This is a genomic window from Kaistia granuli DSM 23481, assembly GCF_000380505.1.
Lineage (GTDB): Bacteria > Pseudomonadota > Alphaproteobacteria > Rhizobiales > Kaistiaceae > Kaistia > Kaistia granuli.
The window spans coordinates 215,584-232,416 of the sequence record NZ_AQYH01000001.1 but is presented as its reverse complement, the minus strand read 5'-3'; the positions used below and the strand labels follow the sequence as shown (position 1 = coordinate 232,416).

Genomic DNA, 16,833 nt, shown 5'->3' with positions numbered 1-16,833 from the left:
TCCCACCCGCCCAAAAAACAAACCGGCCGGGCAATACCCGGCCGGTTCGCATTCCGCATGCGTCAGCTCAGAAGCCGACGGTGAGCCCGACCGTGCCCTTGTAGCCGTAGCTGCCGTCGAAGCTGGTCGAGGCCAGCGCCTCGCCATGCAGCGCGTAGCGCTCGTCGCCCCAGTTGTAGGTGCCGCCCAGGCCCAGCTCGGCGCCGAACTTCTGCGGCTCCGCCACCAGGTCGACGCCCGAGACCGCGACGGTGGCGCCGTCGAGAAACTCGTAGGTCAGGCTGGTGATGCCGTAGACATGCGTCCGCGTCGCCCGGCCGGAGGCATCCTGCCCGGTGGAATCGCGGCCGAGCGCGACGCCGATCCGGCCCTCCATGCTCTCGCCCTTCGACAGCGACACCGCCGCGCCATAGGGATCGACGAAATCGTCGAAATCGGCCGAGGCGTAGGCAAGCTGCGCCTGCGGCGTCACCGTCCAGCCCGGCGTCACGGCCAGTTCCTTGCCGAGCTCGACCGAGAGCGCGTAGCCCGTGCCGTTGTTGCCGTCGACCAGCTTGCCGACGCCGTCGGCCGAGAGGTCAGTGTCGAACCAGGCGATCTGCGCCTGGCTGTCAACATAGACGCCGTTCTGGCCATACCAGGTCAGGCTGGCGCCGATGCCATAGCCTTCCGTGGTGTTGGAGCCGTTGCCGAGATCGGAGGAAACGTCGGCGCGAGCGCGGCTGTACTGCGCCGTCAACCCGGCGACGAGCGCACCGGCAGCGCTCTCCATCACCTCGCCGTCGAAGCCGACCTGCAGCTGGAACAGGTTGCTGTCATAGGAAGCCTCCGTGGTCGAGCTGTCCGCCTTGACGCGGGCATGCGCGCCCTCGATCCGCGTCCAGAGCCCCGTGTTCGCGGCCTCATTGGTCTTGTCCGGCCGGCGATCGCCGACGCGCTGCTGCAGCGTCGGCAGCGAGATCAGGCCGAGCATGACGGCGGGATAGCTCTCATAGGTCGGCAGCGTCGGCGCCAGACCGTCGGAGCGCAGATACCAGTCGCCGTCGTCCTGCTTTCTGGTCAAGTCGTTCTGGAACAGACCATAGCGGTAGGCGCCGCCGATCGCCGGGCCGGCGAGCACGAAGGCATCGGCCGCCGACGTGCCGTCGACCTGCACGATCCGAATACCGTCCCCGGAAGTCTGGGCTCCGGCGCCACCAACATTGAGGACCCGCACCTGCGTCGCTCCGGTACCGATCCGGCTGTCGCCGAGAACGTAGAGCAGATCCGTCGACGAATTATCGGCGCCCAGGACAGCCTCGATCTCAAGCACGCCACCATTGCCGGTGTAGTCGCCGGCGACCATCAGCGTGCCGATCGAGTTACCCGGCGCGATCACGCCGCCGGCAAAATTGGCGGTATCGCCGACCATGCCGATGCCCTGCAGGCGACCGCCCCGCACGTCGATCGTGCCGCCGAGCATGCCGTTCACCTCGAGCGTGCCGCCAAAGACGCTAGCGAGGCCGGCAAAGCCGGTTTGGGCGGCGTTGAAGATGGTGTGCCCGGCATACTGGTTGATCGAGCCGGCCCCATTGACCGGGATGTCGAAGACATAGCCCGCCTCGGTGTGGTTGAAATTGATCTCCGCGCTCGTGGCGAGCGTGACGGCCGACGCGACCAGCGTGCCGGCGGCGGCCGCAGCCTTGTCCACGGCGGCGCCGATATTCAGCGTGGCGGCGCTGTTCGCGAACGAACCGCCCATGGTGAGCGCCGAATTGCCGTCGTTCACGACCACCTGACCGTCATCGGCGATGGTCAGAACGCCCGCGCCTCTGGTTCCCAGAGTCATCGTGTTCGCGCTAAGTTCCGACCCTTCGCCGGAAACAAGCACGCTGAAAGTGGGGAGATTGGGATTGCCCGTGGACGCAATACTCATCGTTGCGCCGGACACGACGCCACCATCCAGGACCGAGAGCGAGCCCTGATACATGGAAAACGCTGTACCGGTATCCCAGCGCGATCCTTCACCGGACACCTCAGCGGTCACCCGCGCGGTGAGATAGGTGGCATTTCCCACGCCGCCGAATGAGGTGGCACCACTGATGTCGACCACGCCACCATTGCTCACGTTGATGGTGGTCGTGCCGTTCGAGGAAATGAACGAGCTGGCCTCGAGTGTCGAACTGGCATCCCGGACATTGATGTTGGCAATGCCTTGGGAGCTCGTCGTATGAACCCTTATGGCGCCCGTCGTGCCGTAGATGGCGCCTCTTTCGATGGTCAGCGTCGACTGACTTCCCGCTCCAGCACTCAAATCCGTACCGTCGGAGCCGGTCGCGATTAGCCGCGTTCCTGCTCCGGAGAGCGTCAGGCTCGCGACCTGGCTTGCCCCACTTGCGATGTCCAGTTGAGCTACGGCGCCGTTGGTTGAAGTCCCGAAGGTGATCTCGCTGCCGCCGGTGATGAACGTGTCGCCATTGTCGAGGCCGATTCTGGTGACGCCCGATCCGGTCACGCCATCAAGGATGAGATCGCCCGCGCCCGCCTTGGTGATCGCGCCCGGATTCAGCGTGGTCGGGCCCTGGATCTGGCCGGAAAGCGTCAGGCTCGCGCCGCTGGCGACGTCGAAAAGCCGTGCCGTGCCATAGGAGAGTGTGTTGGCGCCCGTCTCGATGGAGATCGCCTTGCCGGCGATCGCGGGGAGCGCGGTGGTAAGCGCGAAGCTGCCAGTCAACGTGATCGTCGACGCCGCGTCGGGATGCGCCTGGGCATCGGTGATCGCCTGGGCGAGCTCGACCTCGTTCGAGGCGCTATAGTTTGCAGCCTGCGCCGCGGAGCCGAGGACGACCGCCAATCCGGCGCCGAGCGCAAGATGCGACGCGCCGGAGCGAACTACACTTCCGGCCGCGCGCAATCCGACCAGCCGCGCGCCGCGCCCTGCCATTCGATGTCATGGATACAAGCCCCGATGCCGCAAAAGTCAGCGCGGCACCGCCCCCGACAACAGAGTTGGTTCAATACTTGAACCCGCTCTCTGTCCTTGGGCAAATTCGGCCCCGTGCCCCAACTGCCTCCACCATATGTGCGCGTTTCAATCAGGTAAACTGACAAACTACATCTCGATGCAACCTAACTCTGCTGTTGCATCGGCGCTACATATGTCGGCAGGGCACCGCCAGACGGTGGTCCGACGGCCTCGGCAAAGCCCTTGCCCGTCGCTATCATGATGCGCTGAAGCGATCGGCGATCGAGCGCGAGGGAATGATGTCAGATGCTGCCAGCCGCGAGTTCATGACGCCGCGCGACGATCAACTGGGCCTCAGGACGCTTGCCAACGGCGCCGGCCTCACCATATCCGCGCTGCCGAACGGATCGATCTACGCCATCACGCACCGCGACGGCAACCATCAGACGATGATCAACCAGATCCTGGGCTCGCCGATCGAGGGCGGCGTCGGGCGGATCTGGCTCCGCGTCGGCGGCGAGACCCCGTTCATCACGCAGCTAGTCGGGCCCCGCGCCAGGGTGGATTTCGCCGCGAGCGAGAGCCGGTTCACCTGGAACGGCGAGACAGGCGGCATCGCGCATCGCGTCACGCTCCGCCTGGATCCGCAGGCGTCGTGCTGGTTCTGGCATGTCGAGCTCGAGAACCATGGCGAGGCGGCGCTCCCCTGCGACATCATCCTGGCGCAGGATCTCGGCCTCGGCGGCCGCGGCTTCCTGATGGGCAGTGAAGCCTATGCCTCGCAATATCTCGACCATCGCGTCGCGCAGCATCCTGCGTTCGGTCCGGTGGTAATGAGCCGGCAGAACTTGCAGCAGGCGGGGCGCTATCCCTGGCATGCGCTCGGCTGCGTCGAGGGCGCGACGGCGTTCTCGACCGATGCGATCCAGCTGTTCGGCACGCCGTTCCGCGTCCTCGACGAGATCGGGCTCGGCTTCGGCCAGGACCTCGCCAATATCGTCTGGCAGCACGAGCTCGCCTGTCCGGCGCTGCAATCGAAGCCGACGCGACTGGCACCGGGCGCCAGGACGGAAAGAACCTTCTTCAGCCATTTCGTCGCCGACCACCCGGCGGCTTCCGACAATAGCGATCTCGCGCGGCTCGACGACATGGCGCAATCCGCCGCCGCCGGTGTGCCGGAGCCGCTCGATCGGCTTCCTGCGGTTCGAGGTCTGTTGCAGGACGCGCCGCCGCTCACCGTGCTGCCGCTCGACGCGGCGCTGCTCGACCAACTCTATCCCTCGCGCGAGCTGGAGGAGGGAAACGAGGGTTCGCTGCTCTCCTTCTTCGTCGCCGACGGCGCGCTGAACCGCCATGTCGTGCTGGCCGAGAAGGAGCTGCTGGTCGCCCGCCGGCACGGCGCGATCCTCCGGAGCGGCCAGTCGATGATGCCAGACGAGGCGACGCTGGCGGCGACCTGCTGGATGCACGGCGTGTTCGCGGCCCAGCTGACGATCGGCAACACCTCGTTCCACAAGCTGTTTTCGGTCTCGCGCGATCCTTACAACATCACCCGCGCCAGCGGCCTGCGCATGCTGATCGACACCGGCGACGGCTGGCGCCTGCTGGCCGTCCCCTCCGCCTTCGACATGGGCTTGAGTGACTGCCGCTGGATCTACCGCCTCGCCGATCGCGTCGTCACGGTGAGCGCGACCGCCTCGGGCGGAGACGCCGCCATGCAATGGCGGGTGGAAGTCGAGGGACCGGCGGCGCGCTTCCTCGTTTTCGGCCAGATCGTGCTCGGCGAGCGCGAATACGAGCAGAGTGGCCGGATCGTCATCGACGCGGACGCCAAGCGCCTCAGCTTCCGGCCGGGGACGGACTGGCTGTGGGGCCAGCGCTTTCCGGACGCCGTCTATCACCTCGTCACCAGCACGCCGGGGGCCGTCGAGGCGATCGGCGGCGACGAGTTCCTCTACGAGGACGGCGTGGCGCGCGGCGGCGGTCATGTCGCGATCCGGAGCTTGGCGACGAAGCGGCTCGGTTTCGCCGTCGTCGGCTCGATGACGGACGCGGCCGAGGCGGCGCGGCTGGCGGATCTCTATGCCGGCGGCCTCGATGATGAGGCGCTGCTGGAACCGGCGCATCAATATTGGTGCCACGTCACGCGCGACCTTCGCGTTCCCGGCGGCGGCGACGGGCTGACGGCCGAGCAGGCGATCCTGCCCTGGCTGGCGCATGATGCGATGGTGCACCTGACGGTGCCGCACGGGCTCGAACAATATACCGGGGCGGCCTGGGGCACGCGCGACGTCTGCCAGGGGCCGCTCGAATTCATGCTGGCGCTGCGCCACGACGCAACGGCGCGCGCCATCCTGACGACCCTGTTCGCCGAGCAATACCGGACGCGGGGCGACTGGCCGCAATGGTTCATGCTGCCGCCCTATTCCAACATCCGCGCCGGCGAGGCGCATGGCGACATCATCGTCTGGCCGTTGAAGGCGCTCTGCGACTACATCGAGGCGACGGGAGATTTCGCCATCCTCGATGTCGCCCTGCCGTGGCGGCGTGACGACAATCTGGAAGCGACAGCCGAGCAGGGCTCGATCCGCCAGCATGTCGAACTACTGCTGGCGACGGTCCGCGAGCGTTTCATTCCCGGCACGCATCTGATCCGCTATGGCGATGGCGACTGGAACGATTCCCTGCAGCCGGCCGATCCGCATCTGCGTGACTGGATGGTCTCCTCCTGGACGGTGGCGCTGCTCTACGAGCAGGTCCGGCGCTATGCCGTCATTTTGGAGCGGACCGGCGCGAGCGACGAGGCGACGGCGCTCGCCTCGCTGGCGGAGGCGATCCGCGTCGACGTCAACCGCCATCTGATCCGCGACGGCGTCATCGCCGGCTACGGTCTGTTCGACCCCGGCCATGACCAGGTCGAACTGATGCTGCATCCGAACGACCGGCGGACCGGCCTCTCCTATTCGCTGATCCCGATGACGCAGTCGATCCTCGGCAAACTGTTCACGCCGGAGCAGACGCGCCGCCATCTCGACTTGATCGAGAAGCATCTGCTGCATCCGGACGGCGCCCGGCTGATGGACAGGCCCGTCGCTTATCATGGCGGCATCGAAACGCTGTTCCGCCGGGCCGAATCCGCCGCCTTCTTCGGCCGCGAGATCGGCCTGATGTATGTCCACGCCCATCTGCGTTATTGCGAAGCGTTGGCCGCCAGCGGCGATGTCGACGGCGCGCGGGTGGCGCTGGCCTTCGTCAATCCCATCGCCGTGACGGAGCTGCTGCCGCAGGCGTCGCTGCGCCAGCGCAACACCTATTTCAGCTCCAGCGACGCCGCCTTCTCAGACCGCTATCGCGCCAGCGCGGAGTGGGACCGGGTCCGCAACGGCGACATAGCGGTCGATGGAGGCTGGCGCATCTATTCGAGCGGCCCGGGCCTCTACACGCAGCTGTTCGTCCGCCAGATCCTCGGCATGCGGCGGGATTTCGGGGTCGAAGTCGGGCCGTCCTAGTCCAGCTTCAGCGCCGGCTTCAGCCAGGCGAGGATGGCGTCGAAATCGGTCGGCTGCGTCGTGTCGACGTCGAAGCGCGGTCCGCGGTCGATCGGCGCGGCGCGTTTGGCAAGTTCGATCAGTTCGGGAAGGAAGGCGGCGCCGGGGTGACCGGCATGGCGTTCGCCGAGCCGGTCGCCATAGCGTTTCGCGAGCAGCTCCGGCGGCGCGTGGCACCAGATCTCGGCGGTCGCGCCGACACCGGCGCGCTCGATATGCGCCTCCAGCACTTCGCTCGGCTGGAAGCCGAACCAGGCATCGATGAGGACCGTGGTGCCGTCGGGCGCATCGCGGACAATCGACCAGATCGCATGGTAGCTCGCCCGGCCGAGCGCCCGGTTGAACTCGCGGTCGCCGACGCCGAGCTGGTCGAAGAACGGCTCCTTGATCGTGTCGAGCGTCAGGATGATCCAGCCCATCCGTTCCGACAGGGCGCGGGCGACCGTGCTCTTTCCCGTGGCGGGAACACCGTTGACGAGGACAGCGCGCTTCATGAAATCAGGCAGGCCTCTCGAGTACCGGCAATTCGGCCGCGACCGGCGGCGGCATGACGGTCCGATGCTCGATCAGGGCGCAGACGGCAGCGCCGATCATACCGGCATCGTCGCCGAGCTCCGCCGCCTCGACCGGATACTGATACCACGGCGCCAGCGCCGGCACCTTGCGCAGCGCCCGCCAGGCGGCCTTGCCGAGGCCGCCGCCGAGCAACACCACATCGGGATCGAAAGCGGCCGAAGCGCTGTCGATGGCCGCGCGCAGGGGCCTTACCCAGAGATCTAGCACCCGACGGGCCGCCGCATCGCCCCTGCCGGCGCGGCGGACAATGTCGTCGATCGCTGTCCCGGCCGGCAGCCCCGCCTCGGCGACATGGCGGGCGAGCGCCATGCCCGAGCTGGTCGTCTCGACACAGCCGCGCCGCCCGCAGACGCAGGGCGCACCGTTGACGTCGACGGTGATGTGGCCGAGCTGGCCGGCGGTGCCGCGGCCGCGGACGATCTGGCCTTCCTGGACGATGGCGCCGCCTATGCCGGTGCCGATCGTGAACATGACGACGTTCTCGCGCCCTCGCCCGGCGCCGACCGCGATCTCGGCGACCAGCGCCATGTTGCAGTCATTGTCGATGACGACGGGCTTGCCCGTTATGCGTTCGACCCGCTCCGCCAGCGCCGTGCCGGCGAGGTTCAGATAGCCGCCCGACAGCACCGCGCGGCGGCGCGCGTCGACGCGGCCGGGCACGCCGATGCCAATCGCCGTCACATCCGGCCGGTCGAGCTGGCGCACCAGCTCGACGATGCGGCGGACGGCGCCGTCGGCGTCGCGGTCGATACGCTCGGAGACACGTTCAAGGATGCCCCCGACGCTGGAAACGCGGGCGGCGCGGAGATTGGTGCCGCCAATGTCGATGCCGATGGCCGTTGACGTCTCAGGCATGATGCACCGTCTCGCGGGCTGAGGGACTAGGCTGCCTTGCGGGCGCTGGCCGAATAACGCTGCAGCACCGCCTGGATCTGGCGCAGCCGCGGCACGGCGATGGTCGTCAGCCGCTCGCGCTGGATGTCGCGATCCAGGTGGATGCAGTCCTTCCAGAGCGCACGACCGGCGATGACGCCCGAGGCGCCGTTCTGCATGGCGATCTCGACCTGGCTGAGAAACGTCTCATGATCGACACCGGCGGAAAGCACCGCCCACGGGACTTCGCCCGCCATGGCGGAGATCCTGGCGCAGGATTCAGTCGTACCCGGATAGGGCAGCTTCAGCACCTTGGCGCCCAGTTCGAGCGAGATGCGCGTGCCCTCCTCGATCAGCCAGGGGGTCTTCGCCTTGTAATCTTCCTTGCTCTCGCCTTCGAGCGGATAGGTCAGGAACTCGACGACCAGCAACAGGTCCTCGCGCGAAAAATCCTCGATCGACCGGCGCAGGATCTCGATATTGGCAGTATTCGCCTCCGGCCTGTCGGCCCGGAGATAGACCATGATCTTGCCGCCCGTGCCGCCCAGTTCACGGACACGGCGCGCGGTGACGCCCGGTACCAGCTTCGACAGCCGGTAGCCTTCCGGCGACGTATCCCAGCCCGAGGCGTCGAGGCCGATCAGCAGGGCCGTATCGCGCGCCAGCGCGCCGTTCTCGATGACATGCGGCACGGCGCAGAGCGGATCGAGCAGCACGCAGGAGGCTTCGTTGGCGAGGAAGCGGGTGATGTCCGACTTGGTGTCGCCCAGCACGTCGTTGCTGATCTTCGCCTGCTCTTCCGGATCGGCAGCGAGGATGGTGCGCATGCCGCCGCGCTGGTCACAGGCGATCACCATCATGGCGCCGTCGCGCCCGCAGATCTGCTGGTAGCCCCGGAATTCCGACGTCGACATTCTGGTCATGCTGAACGGTCCGATCTGGCGCCGGACGAGGCCGGGCGCGGGCGAAGTTCCTCAAGCCACCGAAGCCGGCAATTCTACCGCAAACCGCGGAAGATTCCCGTTCCTTCATCGAGACCGTCGCTTTTATGGACCGCCACGGCCCGAATGATTTATGCACGGGAAGGCTGGCGGTTCGAGCACGCGGCGTCGCTGCGGTAGCTCCCTCAAGCTGATGCGTGTATGTGTATCATCTTTCAGAAAGGAATTTCAAGCTGTCCTCTTCCTCGTCCCAGGACACCGCCGCGACGCGCGCCATGCTGCACACCGTCGCCAAGCTGCACTACGAGGCCGACCTCTCGCAGGTCGAGATCGCCCGGCGGCTGAATGTCTCGGCGGCGACGATCTCGCGCCTGCTGCGGCGGGCGCGTGAGGAAGGCGTCGTGCGGATCGAGATCCCTGACATCGCGACGCCGGAGGCGCTGAACCAGCGCCTTGTCGAGACGCTCGGCCTGAAACACGCGGCCGTGGTGGATGCTCCCGAGGCCGGCGCCCTCGCGGCGCTGGCTGGCCCGGTCGGGCAGCTCCTGCGCGACGCCGGCCTCAAGCAGGATTCGGTGCTGGCGATCGGCTGGGGCCGCGCCGTGCGCGAGGTGATCCTGGCAGGACTGCCGCGCCTGCCTGGAATCATCACCGTGCCGGCGACCGGCGGCATGCAGCAATCGGCGCCGCATTTCCAGATCAACGAATTCGTCCGCCTGGCGGCCGAGCAACTGGGGGGCACCCCGCATTTCATCCACGCGCCCTACCTGCCCTCGCCCGAATCCCGCGACGCCTTCCTGAGCGACCCGATCATCCGCGAGAACGTCGCGCTCTGGGAGCGGCTCGATGCGGCACTGGTCGGCATCGGCCTCACTCACGCCGTCGACCCGGCGCAGGGCGCGTCGTCGGCGACGCCGGACGAGCAGGCGCTGGCGCATGCCGCCGGCGACGTCGTGCGGCACTATTTCGACGTTTCGGGCCATCTAGTGCCCTGGGACGGCGAGAGCCGGCTGATCGCTGTCTCGCCGGAACAGCTCCGCGCGACGCCGCTCGTCATCGGCGTGGCGATTTCGGCCGCCAAGGTGCCGGCCATCCTCGGCGCCATCCGCGCCGGCCTGGTCAACGCGCTGGCGACCGATGTCCGCACAGCGCAGGCAGTGCTGGAGGGCGCCTGAGCGCCCTCCTCAGAGTCGGCCTAGCCGCCGACCATCAGCTTGACGATCTCGTCCGGATTGGTCTCGGAGATCTTGCGTTCGCCGGCCAACGTGCCGCGTCGGAGCACGACGATGCGGTCGGCGACGGCGAAGATGTCCTGCAGATTGTGCGAGATAAAGATGATCGCCCGCCCCTGCGCCTTCAAATTCTGGATCAGCGAGACAACCTTGCGCTGCTCGGGCACGCCGAGCGCCGCTGTCGGCTCGTCCATGATCAGGACGCGGGCGTTCCAGTAGATCGCCCGGCCAATCGCCACCGCCTGGCGCTGGCCGCCCGAGAAGCGGCCGACAGGGGCGTCGAGCCGGTTCACATGGAAGTCGAGCCGCGCCATCGTCTCCTTGGCCGCCTTCGCCATCGCCGGCCGATCGAGCACCGGGATGAAGCCCAGCACCCGCTTCATCGGCTCCCGGCCGAGGAAGATATTGGCGCCGATCGACAGATTGTCGGCAAGCGCCAGGTCCTGGTAGATCGTCTCGATGCCATGGGCGCGGGCGGCTTCCGGCGAAGCGAAATGAACCGCTTCGCCGGCGAAGCGGATCTCGCCACCATCGGCGCCGTGAACGCCGGAAATGGTCTTGATCAGGGTCGACTTGCCGGCGCCATTGTCGCCGGCGAGCGCCACGACTTCGCCCGGATAGAGCGACATCGACACGTCCTTCAGAGCCTCGACGCCCCCGAAGCGTTTCGACACGGAACGAACGTCGAGGATCGGCTCCTGCGACTGCGGCTGGGATTGCACGGACATCACTGACGATCCCCACCGAGCTTGCGCTGCGTCTGGTCGACGAGCACGGAGATGATGATGACGACGCCGACGGCGACGAACTGCCAGAACGGCTCGACATTGATGAAGACGAGGCCGTACTGGATGACGGCGATGACCAGCGCGCCGGCGACGGTGCCGAGGATCGTGCCGGAACCACCGAACAGGCTAGCGCCGCCAATCACCACCGCGGCGATCGAGTCGAGCAGCAGGGGCTCGCCGGCCTGGGCGGCGCCGGCCGTGAAGCGGGCCGCATAGAGCACGCCGCCGAGACCCGCGCAAAGCGCCGAGAGCAGGTAGAGCCTGCGGATATGGCGCGGCACGTTGATGCCGGAGCGGATCGCCGCCTGCTCGTTGGCGCCGATGGCATAGGTATGCTGGCCGAAGCGCGTCTGCGACAGCACGTAGTGCATCAGCAGCACGAACAGCACCGTGATGATGACGATGATCGGAAAGCCGAAGACCCGGCCATTGCCGAGGGCGGCGAACCACGAATTCGAGACGGGGACCGTGGTGCCGCCGGCGAGCAGGAAGGCGACGCCGCGCGCCACGCCGAACATGCCGAGCGTGCCGATGAAGGGCGGAACCTTCAGCTTGGAGATCAGCACACCGTTGACGAAACCCGGCCCGAGCGCGACGACCAGGCCCGCCGTGATGCCGACCAGCATGGCGGCGAAGGGCGGCAGCGACTGGCCGGCGAGATTGGTGGCGTGGGCGGCAATGACGGCGGCGAGGCCCATAATGAATCCGACCGAAAGGTCGATGCCGCCTGAAATGATGACAAAGGTCGATCCGAGCGCCAGCAAGAGCGGCGCTACCGCGAAGATCGCGATCGACTGGGCATTGTAGCTCGAGAACAGGAAGGTCTGGCCATAGCTGACCCGCGACCAGGTCTCGAAGAAGATCAGCAGCAAAGCGAGAAACAGCCAGGCGCGCAGGGCCGCGATGCGAACGATCAGCTGACGTGACCGGGACTGGGTGGGGTCCGCGCGCGATTCCGTAGAGGTATGGGCGGACATGCGCCACTCCGTACAGGTATCGTTGAGGGTGGAGGCGCCGCCGGGCGCGAGGCTCGGCGGCGCTGGCGGATTAGTCCGTGTAGATGAACTGCGCGATTTCCGGCTTCGCGACGTTGTCCTTGTCCATCACGGTGAAGCCGGTGCCGATCGCCGTCGGGATCGACTGGCCGGTCAGATGGGCGAAGGCCGACATCACGCCGAAGAAGCCGATCTCGGCCGGATGCTGGGCAATGGCGATATCGACCAGGCCGGTCTTGAGGTTGTCGACGATCGAGGGCGGCGCGTCGAAGGCAACGACGCGGACCTTGCCGGTCTGGCCGGCCTGCTGGACGCCATTGGCGGCGCCGAGCGCGGAGAACAGGTTCGCGCCGAAGACCCCGGCGAGATCCGAGTTGCGGGCGAACACCGACTGCATCTGCGATGCAGCCTTGTTGGAATCATTGTCGTTGAACTGCGTTTCCAGGACTTCGATGCCCGGGAAGTTCTTCATCTCGGCCTTGAAGCCCTCTTCGCGCTGGTCGGTCGTCGAGATGCCCGGCTTGACGTTCGAGACATAGACCTTGCCCTTCTCGCCGATCGCCTTGGCCAGCGCACGAGCGGCCATGCGTCCGCCGAGCACGTTGTCGGAAGCGATGTAGGAGAGCGGGAAGTCGGCATCGCCGGCGCCCGTCTGGTAGTTGCCGGTGCCGATGAAAGTATCGACGGTGATGACCGGAATGCCGGCGGCGTGCGCCTTCTTCAGCGGTTCGACCAGCTGCACCTTGTCGGTCGGCGCGATCAGGATGGCGTCCGGCTTGCGGGCGATGATGGCGTCGAGCACCGGTACCTGCAGGACCGGGTTGAATTCCGGCGCGCCCTGGAAGACGAGCTCGGCTCCGACCGCCTTGGCGGCGGCCTCGGCGCCGCGGCGCATGGTGATGTAGAACCCGTCCGTGGTCAGGCCCGGGATCAGGGCGATGGTGAACTTCTTGTCCTGCGCCTGGGCGGCGACGGTGCCGGCTAGAACAGACACACCGACAGCCAAGGCTGCTAGTGCTTTGGCGACTTTCTTCATGGCGTTCCCTCGTTTTTACTTTGGATGTGTTGCGTGGCAACGGTGTCCACCCGTCGAGGCCCTTCTCTGGAGCTTTTCGAGCAGGTGCTCTCGGCCGGGTCCTGGCGCTTTGGGCTGCCGTCGCGGCCTAGATCGGATGCCGGCGCGCCAACGGGGCGCACCCAAGTCAAATTCGAGCGGAAACGGAGGCTTTAACAAGAAACGACGTCGCGAAACGCCAAATTCGACAAGTCACAAGCCATCGATCGCACCCGCGACGCGGGTAACGCAACATTTCCACCGGTACACCTGGCTGATGGCCCTGACGGACCAAGCCCTCCCATTTATTCTTGCTGATCGAAGCCTAGTTGCGGCCCCGGACAAGGTCAATCCGATATTTTACGCAAGCTAAGTTTGCTTTCGTACCCTTACGTAAGAATCGCGGAAAAGCGCTGTTTTTGGTTCCACAGCATAAGGTCAGGTGAAGTCCCGGATCCCCTGCGCGCAATGCGACGCGGCCGATCGAAACGTGGCTGCGCAGTCGGCGCGGGAGGCGGCGACGACCTATCCGACAGGACAGGACAGGGGTCCTTTGCCGACCACCCCGCCCCGAAGCGGACAAGCAAACGAGCCCCCTATTCTGCTGGCGCGAACGAAGGGACGCTCAGATGTCCTGGTTCTGCGGCAGGATCACGAGGTCGCGGATGGTGACATTGGCCGGCCGGGTCAGCATGAACAGCACCGCGTCGGCGACATCCTCCGACAGCAGACCCTCACGTGCCTCTGCCTTGGCGGCGATTGCCTCCGGATCGGAATAGCCCCAGAGCTCGTTCAGGACGACGCCCGGCGCAACGGCTCCTATGCGAATGCCGTGCGGCGCCGCCTGGCGGCGCATTCCATGGACGAATGCCTGCACCGCATGCTTGGTGGCGCTGTAGACCGGCTCCCATTGCAGGGCCTGGTGGCCGGCGATCGAACTGGTGACGATGATGTCGCCGGAGCGACGCTCCATCATCCCCGGCAACACGGCCCGCACGGCGCGGAACACGGCGTTGACGTTGACGCTGATCACCTCATCGAATCGATCGGCGTTGCAATCGACGAGATCGCCCGGAAGATAGAGGCCCGCATTGGCGAGCAGAATGTCGATCTGGCCGAAGCGGGCGATGGTCTCGGCAATGGTGCGCTCGACTTCGGCGGGCTTGTTCAGATCCGCCGCGATGACCAGCGCGTCGGTGACTGGAAACTCGGCCCGCACGGCCTCCAGCCGCTCGCCCGATCGACCGACCAGCGCCAGCCGCGCCCCCTGCCCTGCCAGCATGCGCGCCATGGCGCGACCGATGCCGGAACTCGCGCCCGTCACCAGCGCGACCTTGCCCTTGAGATCACGGCTCATGCATATCCTCCCCAGGATCGACCTCGCCGGCGTGCAGCAAAATGCTTCAGCGACTTCGCGATGCGATGATGAACACTTGTTGCTGACGGTCCGCGCGCGAATACCGGCATTTCGCCGCCTCGCGCGTCCTCCCGGCCCGCCCAGCCAATTCCTTTACGAAGGCTAGCACTCCGCCCGAGCGCGTCAACTTGGAAATTTGCACGCGTAAAGCACTGTGTTAGCTTGACGGGGTGGTTCGCTGCTGCCGAATTGACGATCGACTTGAAGAACATCCACCATGCCGCGACGGGAGCCGTATCCGGTCCGCCCTCACGACGGGAGCGGGTTCATCGCCAGATGGATCCCCGACAGGTTTGAAAGAGCACGATGGCGGATCGCACGATCAAGAACATGGCGGAATTCTCGGAGCTGAGCGGCATCTCGCGGCCGACTGTCTCCAAATATTTCAACGATCCCGGCAGCGTCCGCAAATCGACCCGCGCCCAGATCGAAAAGGCGTTGGCGCAGTATGAATACCGTCCCAACCTGTTCGCGGTGAACCTCAACAAGAAGCGGCCGAAGATCATCGGCGTCATCGTGCCGGATACGGGCGATACTTTCTTCTCCGAGCTGGTGCGGCGGATCGAGATCCGCTGCGTCGAAAGCGGCTATCTGGCAATCGTGCTGTCGTCGCGCGGCGACGCCCAGTTGGAGGCGCGCGCGATCGAGACGCTGCTGTCGCTGAAGATCGCCGGCGCCATCGTCGCGCCGCTCGGCGTGCATTCCGATCGCGCGCTGATGCGCAGCCTCCGGGCCCGAATTCCGATGGTGTTTCTCGATTCGAGCCTCGACGAGGAAACGCCCTTCGTCGGCACCGACAACTTCCAGAGCGTGCCGCTGATCACCGAATATCTGTGCCGCAGCGGCGAGCCACCGACCTATTTCGACATGCCGGCCGTCAACCACAACGCCTCCGAGCGGAAGCGCGCCTATGTGACGACGATGGAACGGCTTGGACTCACGCCGCAGGTGGTCGCCGTCACGCCGCAGAACGACTGGCGCTTCGAGGACATCGCCTTCGAAGCGGCCCGCCGCATGCTGGAGGGGCCTGGTTTCCCGACCCGCACCATCCTCTGCGCCAATGATCGCTGCGCCGTCGGCGTCATGGCGGCCGTCTATCAGCACGGCCTCAGGATCGGCCGCGAACCCGGCTGCGACATCCGCATCGCCGGCCATGACGACCAGCCGCACAGCCGCTATGGCTGCCCGCCGCTGACGACGGTGGCGCAGGATTTCGAACGGCTGGCGCAAGCTTCCGTCGCCATCCTGCTCGACAGGGTCGAGCGCGACGATCCCCTCGATGCGCAGGAGCCCGAGCAGGTCCGGCTGGAAGGCAAGCTGGTGATGCGCGCCTCGGCTTGAGGTGCGCGATGCCGCTACCGGGCCTCGGCCGTGGTGTCGATCGGATCGACATAGGCGTGCACGCGATTGCGCCCGGAAACCTTCGCCTGATAGAGCGCCTCGTCGGCGCGCCGGTAGAACTCGCTGAGCGTATCCTCGGCCCGGCTGGCGGTAAGACCGGCCGAAAAGGTGTACGAGAATTCCGGATACTGGGCGAGCGGGCACGACGCCCGGACTACGGACAGCATCCGCTCGAGGATCAGTTCGGCGTGTTCGAGCGAGGTCGCGGGAAGCGTCAGCGCGAATTCCTCGCCGCCCATGCGGCCGAACGAGTCCGAGCGGCGCAACAGGCTTTGGATCTGGTTGGCGAAGTCGCGCAGGACGAGATCACCGGTCTGGTGGCCGAAGCGGTCGTTGACCAGCTTGAAATGGTCGAGGTCGATGACGACGAGGCAGCCCGGGGCGCCGCCGGCGCGATGATCGGCCAGGATCTGCTCGATGCGCGCGGTGAGAAAGCGCCGGTTCGACACGCCGGTCAGGTCGTCCGTATAGGACGCCTTGATGGCGACGTCGCGATCCTGTCGGATGGCGCGCTCATCGGCGCGGATATGGCTAATGTCGCTGGCGATGCACAGCATCCAGCCATCGGCCTGCACCGTCTCCGTCATCCAGAGCCAGCGGCCGTCGCAAAGATCCGTCTCGAAGGCCCGAAAGCCGGTCTTTCCGCGCCGGGACTGGGTCGAGATCAGCCAGGCTTCGAGATCGTCGACCCGCAAGACGGTGCCGCGCCCGAAGGCGTGGTTGCGTCGCATGATCTCCGCCCAGGTTGGATCCTCGTCGGCGGCGACGAAATAGGCGTTGCGGAACGCCCGATTGGCATAGCGGATGCGGTCGAAGCCGTCATAGACCGCGACGAGGACATCCGACGCCTCATAGAGCTTGCCGATCCGCTCGCCGACATCGTCGTCCAAGCCAATGTCTCCATCGCTATTCGCCCTCGCCTCTGCCGGGCAGAGCGAAAGCGACCAAGGGAGACGAAGCTAGCCGAACCAGGCGCGTGATCCAATGATCGGCGTCCTTGCGCGACGGCAAAAATTGAGCTTGGCGACGTGCGCCGATCGGTTTGGCAAGCCGGGTCTTCCCCT

12 protein-coding genes are annotated in these 16,833 nt (G+C 66.4%); 3 read left to right on the top strand and 9 right to left on the bottom strand.

The annotated features are described in order from the left end of the window. Positions 1-67: 67 nt before the first annotated feature. The gene (locus G342_RS25070; protein ID WP_051094032.1) at positions 68-2,923 is read right to left on the bottom strand and encodes an autotransporter family protein; all 2,856 of its coding nucleotides are present in this window, start codon (positions 2,921-2,923) and stop codon (positions 68-70) included. 320 nt (positions 2,924-3,243) lie between these two features. Between G342_RS25070 and G342_RS22835 the strand changes: the two genes are divergently transcribed. Continuing rightward, entirely contained in the window at positions 3,244-6,453 is a 3,210-nt protein-coding gene (locus G342_RS22835) for a GH36-type glycosyl hydrolase domain-containing protein (protein WP_245557192.1), read from the top strand. Here the strand turns inward: G342_RS22835 and G342_RS26360 are convergent. The 3 genes from G342_RS26360 to G342_RS0100975 are packed head-to-tail and all read right to left on the bottom strand — an operon-like array spanning position 6,450 to position 8,864. Beyond that, positions 6,450-6,986 (bottom strand): P-loop nucleotide/nucleoside kinase family protein, encoded by a 537-nt coding sequence (locus tag G342_RS26360; RefSeq protein WP_245557189.1) that lies wholly within the window; start codon positions 6,984-6,986, stop codon positions 6,450-6,452. The genes G342_RS22835 and G342_RS26360 overlap by 4 nt on opposite strands. A 4-nt stretch (positions 6,987-6,990) precedes the next feature. Beyond that, positions 6,991-7,923: an ROK family protein gene (locus tag G342_RS26355; protein WP_040877950.1), complete on the bottom strand. Its 933-nt coding sequence runs from the start codon at positions 7,921-7,923 to the stop codon at positions 6,991-6,993. 26 nt (positions 7,924-7,949) lie between these two features. Beyond that, positions 7,950-8,864, bottom strand: coding sequence for a tagatose-bisphosphate aldolase (locus G342_RS0100975; RefSeq protein ID WP_026303990.1), 915 nt, complete (start codon positions 8,862-8,864; stop codon positions 7,950-7,952). A gap of 293 nt (positions 8,865-9,157) precedes the next feature. Here G342_RS0100975 and G342_RS0100970 point away from each other — a divergent pair, with 293 nt between their 5' ends. Beyond that, positions 9,158-10,057, top strand: coding sequence for a sugar-binding transcriptional regulator (locus tag G342_RS0100970; RefSeq protein WP_026303989.1), 900 nt, complete (start codon positions 9,158-9,160; stop codon positions 10,055-10,057). Between the two features lie 20 nt (positions 10,058-10,077). On the opposite strand, the gene G342_RS0100965 is transcribed toward G342_RS0100970, so the two are convergent. The 4 genes from G342_RS0100965 to G342_RS0100950 all read right to left on the bottom strand — a co-directional run bounded on the left by G342_RS0100965 (position 10,078) and on the right by G342_RS0100950 (position 14,308). Then, on the bottom strand, positions 10,078-10,842 hold the full coding sequence (locus G342_RS0100965; RefSeq protein ID WP_018181228.1) for an ATP-binding cassette domain-containing protein: 765 nt from the start codon (positions 10,840-10,842) through the stop codon (positions 10,078-10,080). Continuing rightward, the gene (locus G342_RS0100960) at positions 10,842-11,879 is read right to left on the bottom strand and encodes an ABC transporter permease subunit (protein WP_018181227.1); all 1,038 of its coding nucleotides are present in this window, start codon (positions 11,877-11,879) and stop codon (positions 10,842-10,844) included. Before G342_RS0100960 ends, G342_RS0100965 begins: the two co-directional genes overlap by 1 nt. A gap of 70 nt (positions 11,880-11,949) precedes the next feature. Then, entirely contained in the window at positions 11,950-12,933 is a 984-nt protein-coding gene (locus G342_RS0100955; protein ID WP_026303987.1) for an ABC transporter substrate-binding protein, read from the bottom strand. Positions 12,934-13,576: 643 nt separating this feature from the next. After that, on the bottom strand, positions 13,577-14,308 hold the full coding sequence (locus G342_RS0100950; RefSeq protein WP_018181225.1) for an SDR family oxidoreductase: 732 nt from the start codon (positions 14,306-14,308) through the stop codon (positions 13,577-13,579). Positions 14,309-14,674: 366 nt separating this feature from the next. Between G342_RS0100950 and G342_RS0100945 the strand changes: the two genes are divergently transcribed. Further along, complete coding sequence (locus tag G342_RS0100945; RefSeq protein WP_018181224.1) at positions 14,675-15,709, top strand: LacI family DNA-binding transcriptional regulator; 1,035 nt, start codon at positions 14,675-14,677, stop codon at positions 15,707-15,709. Between the two features lie 14 nt (positions 15,710-15,723). Here G342_RS0100945 and G342_RS22820 read toward each other — a convergent pair whose 3' ends face one another. Further along, entirely contained in the window at positions 15,724-16,659 is a 936-nt protein-coding gene (locus G342_RS22820) for a sensor domain-containing diguanylate cyclase (protein ID WP_018181223.1), read from the bottom strand. Positions 16,660-16,833: the final 174 nt, after the last annotated feature.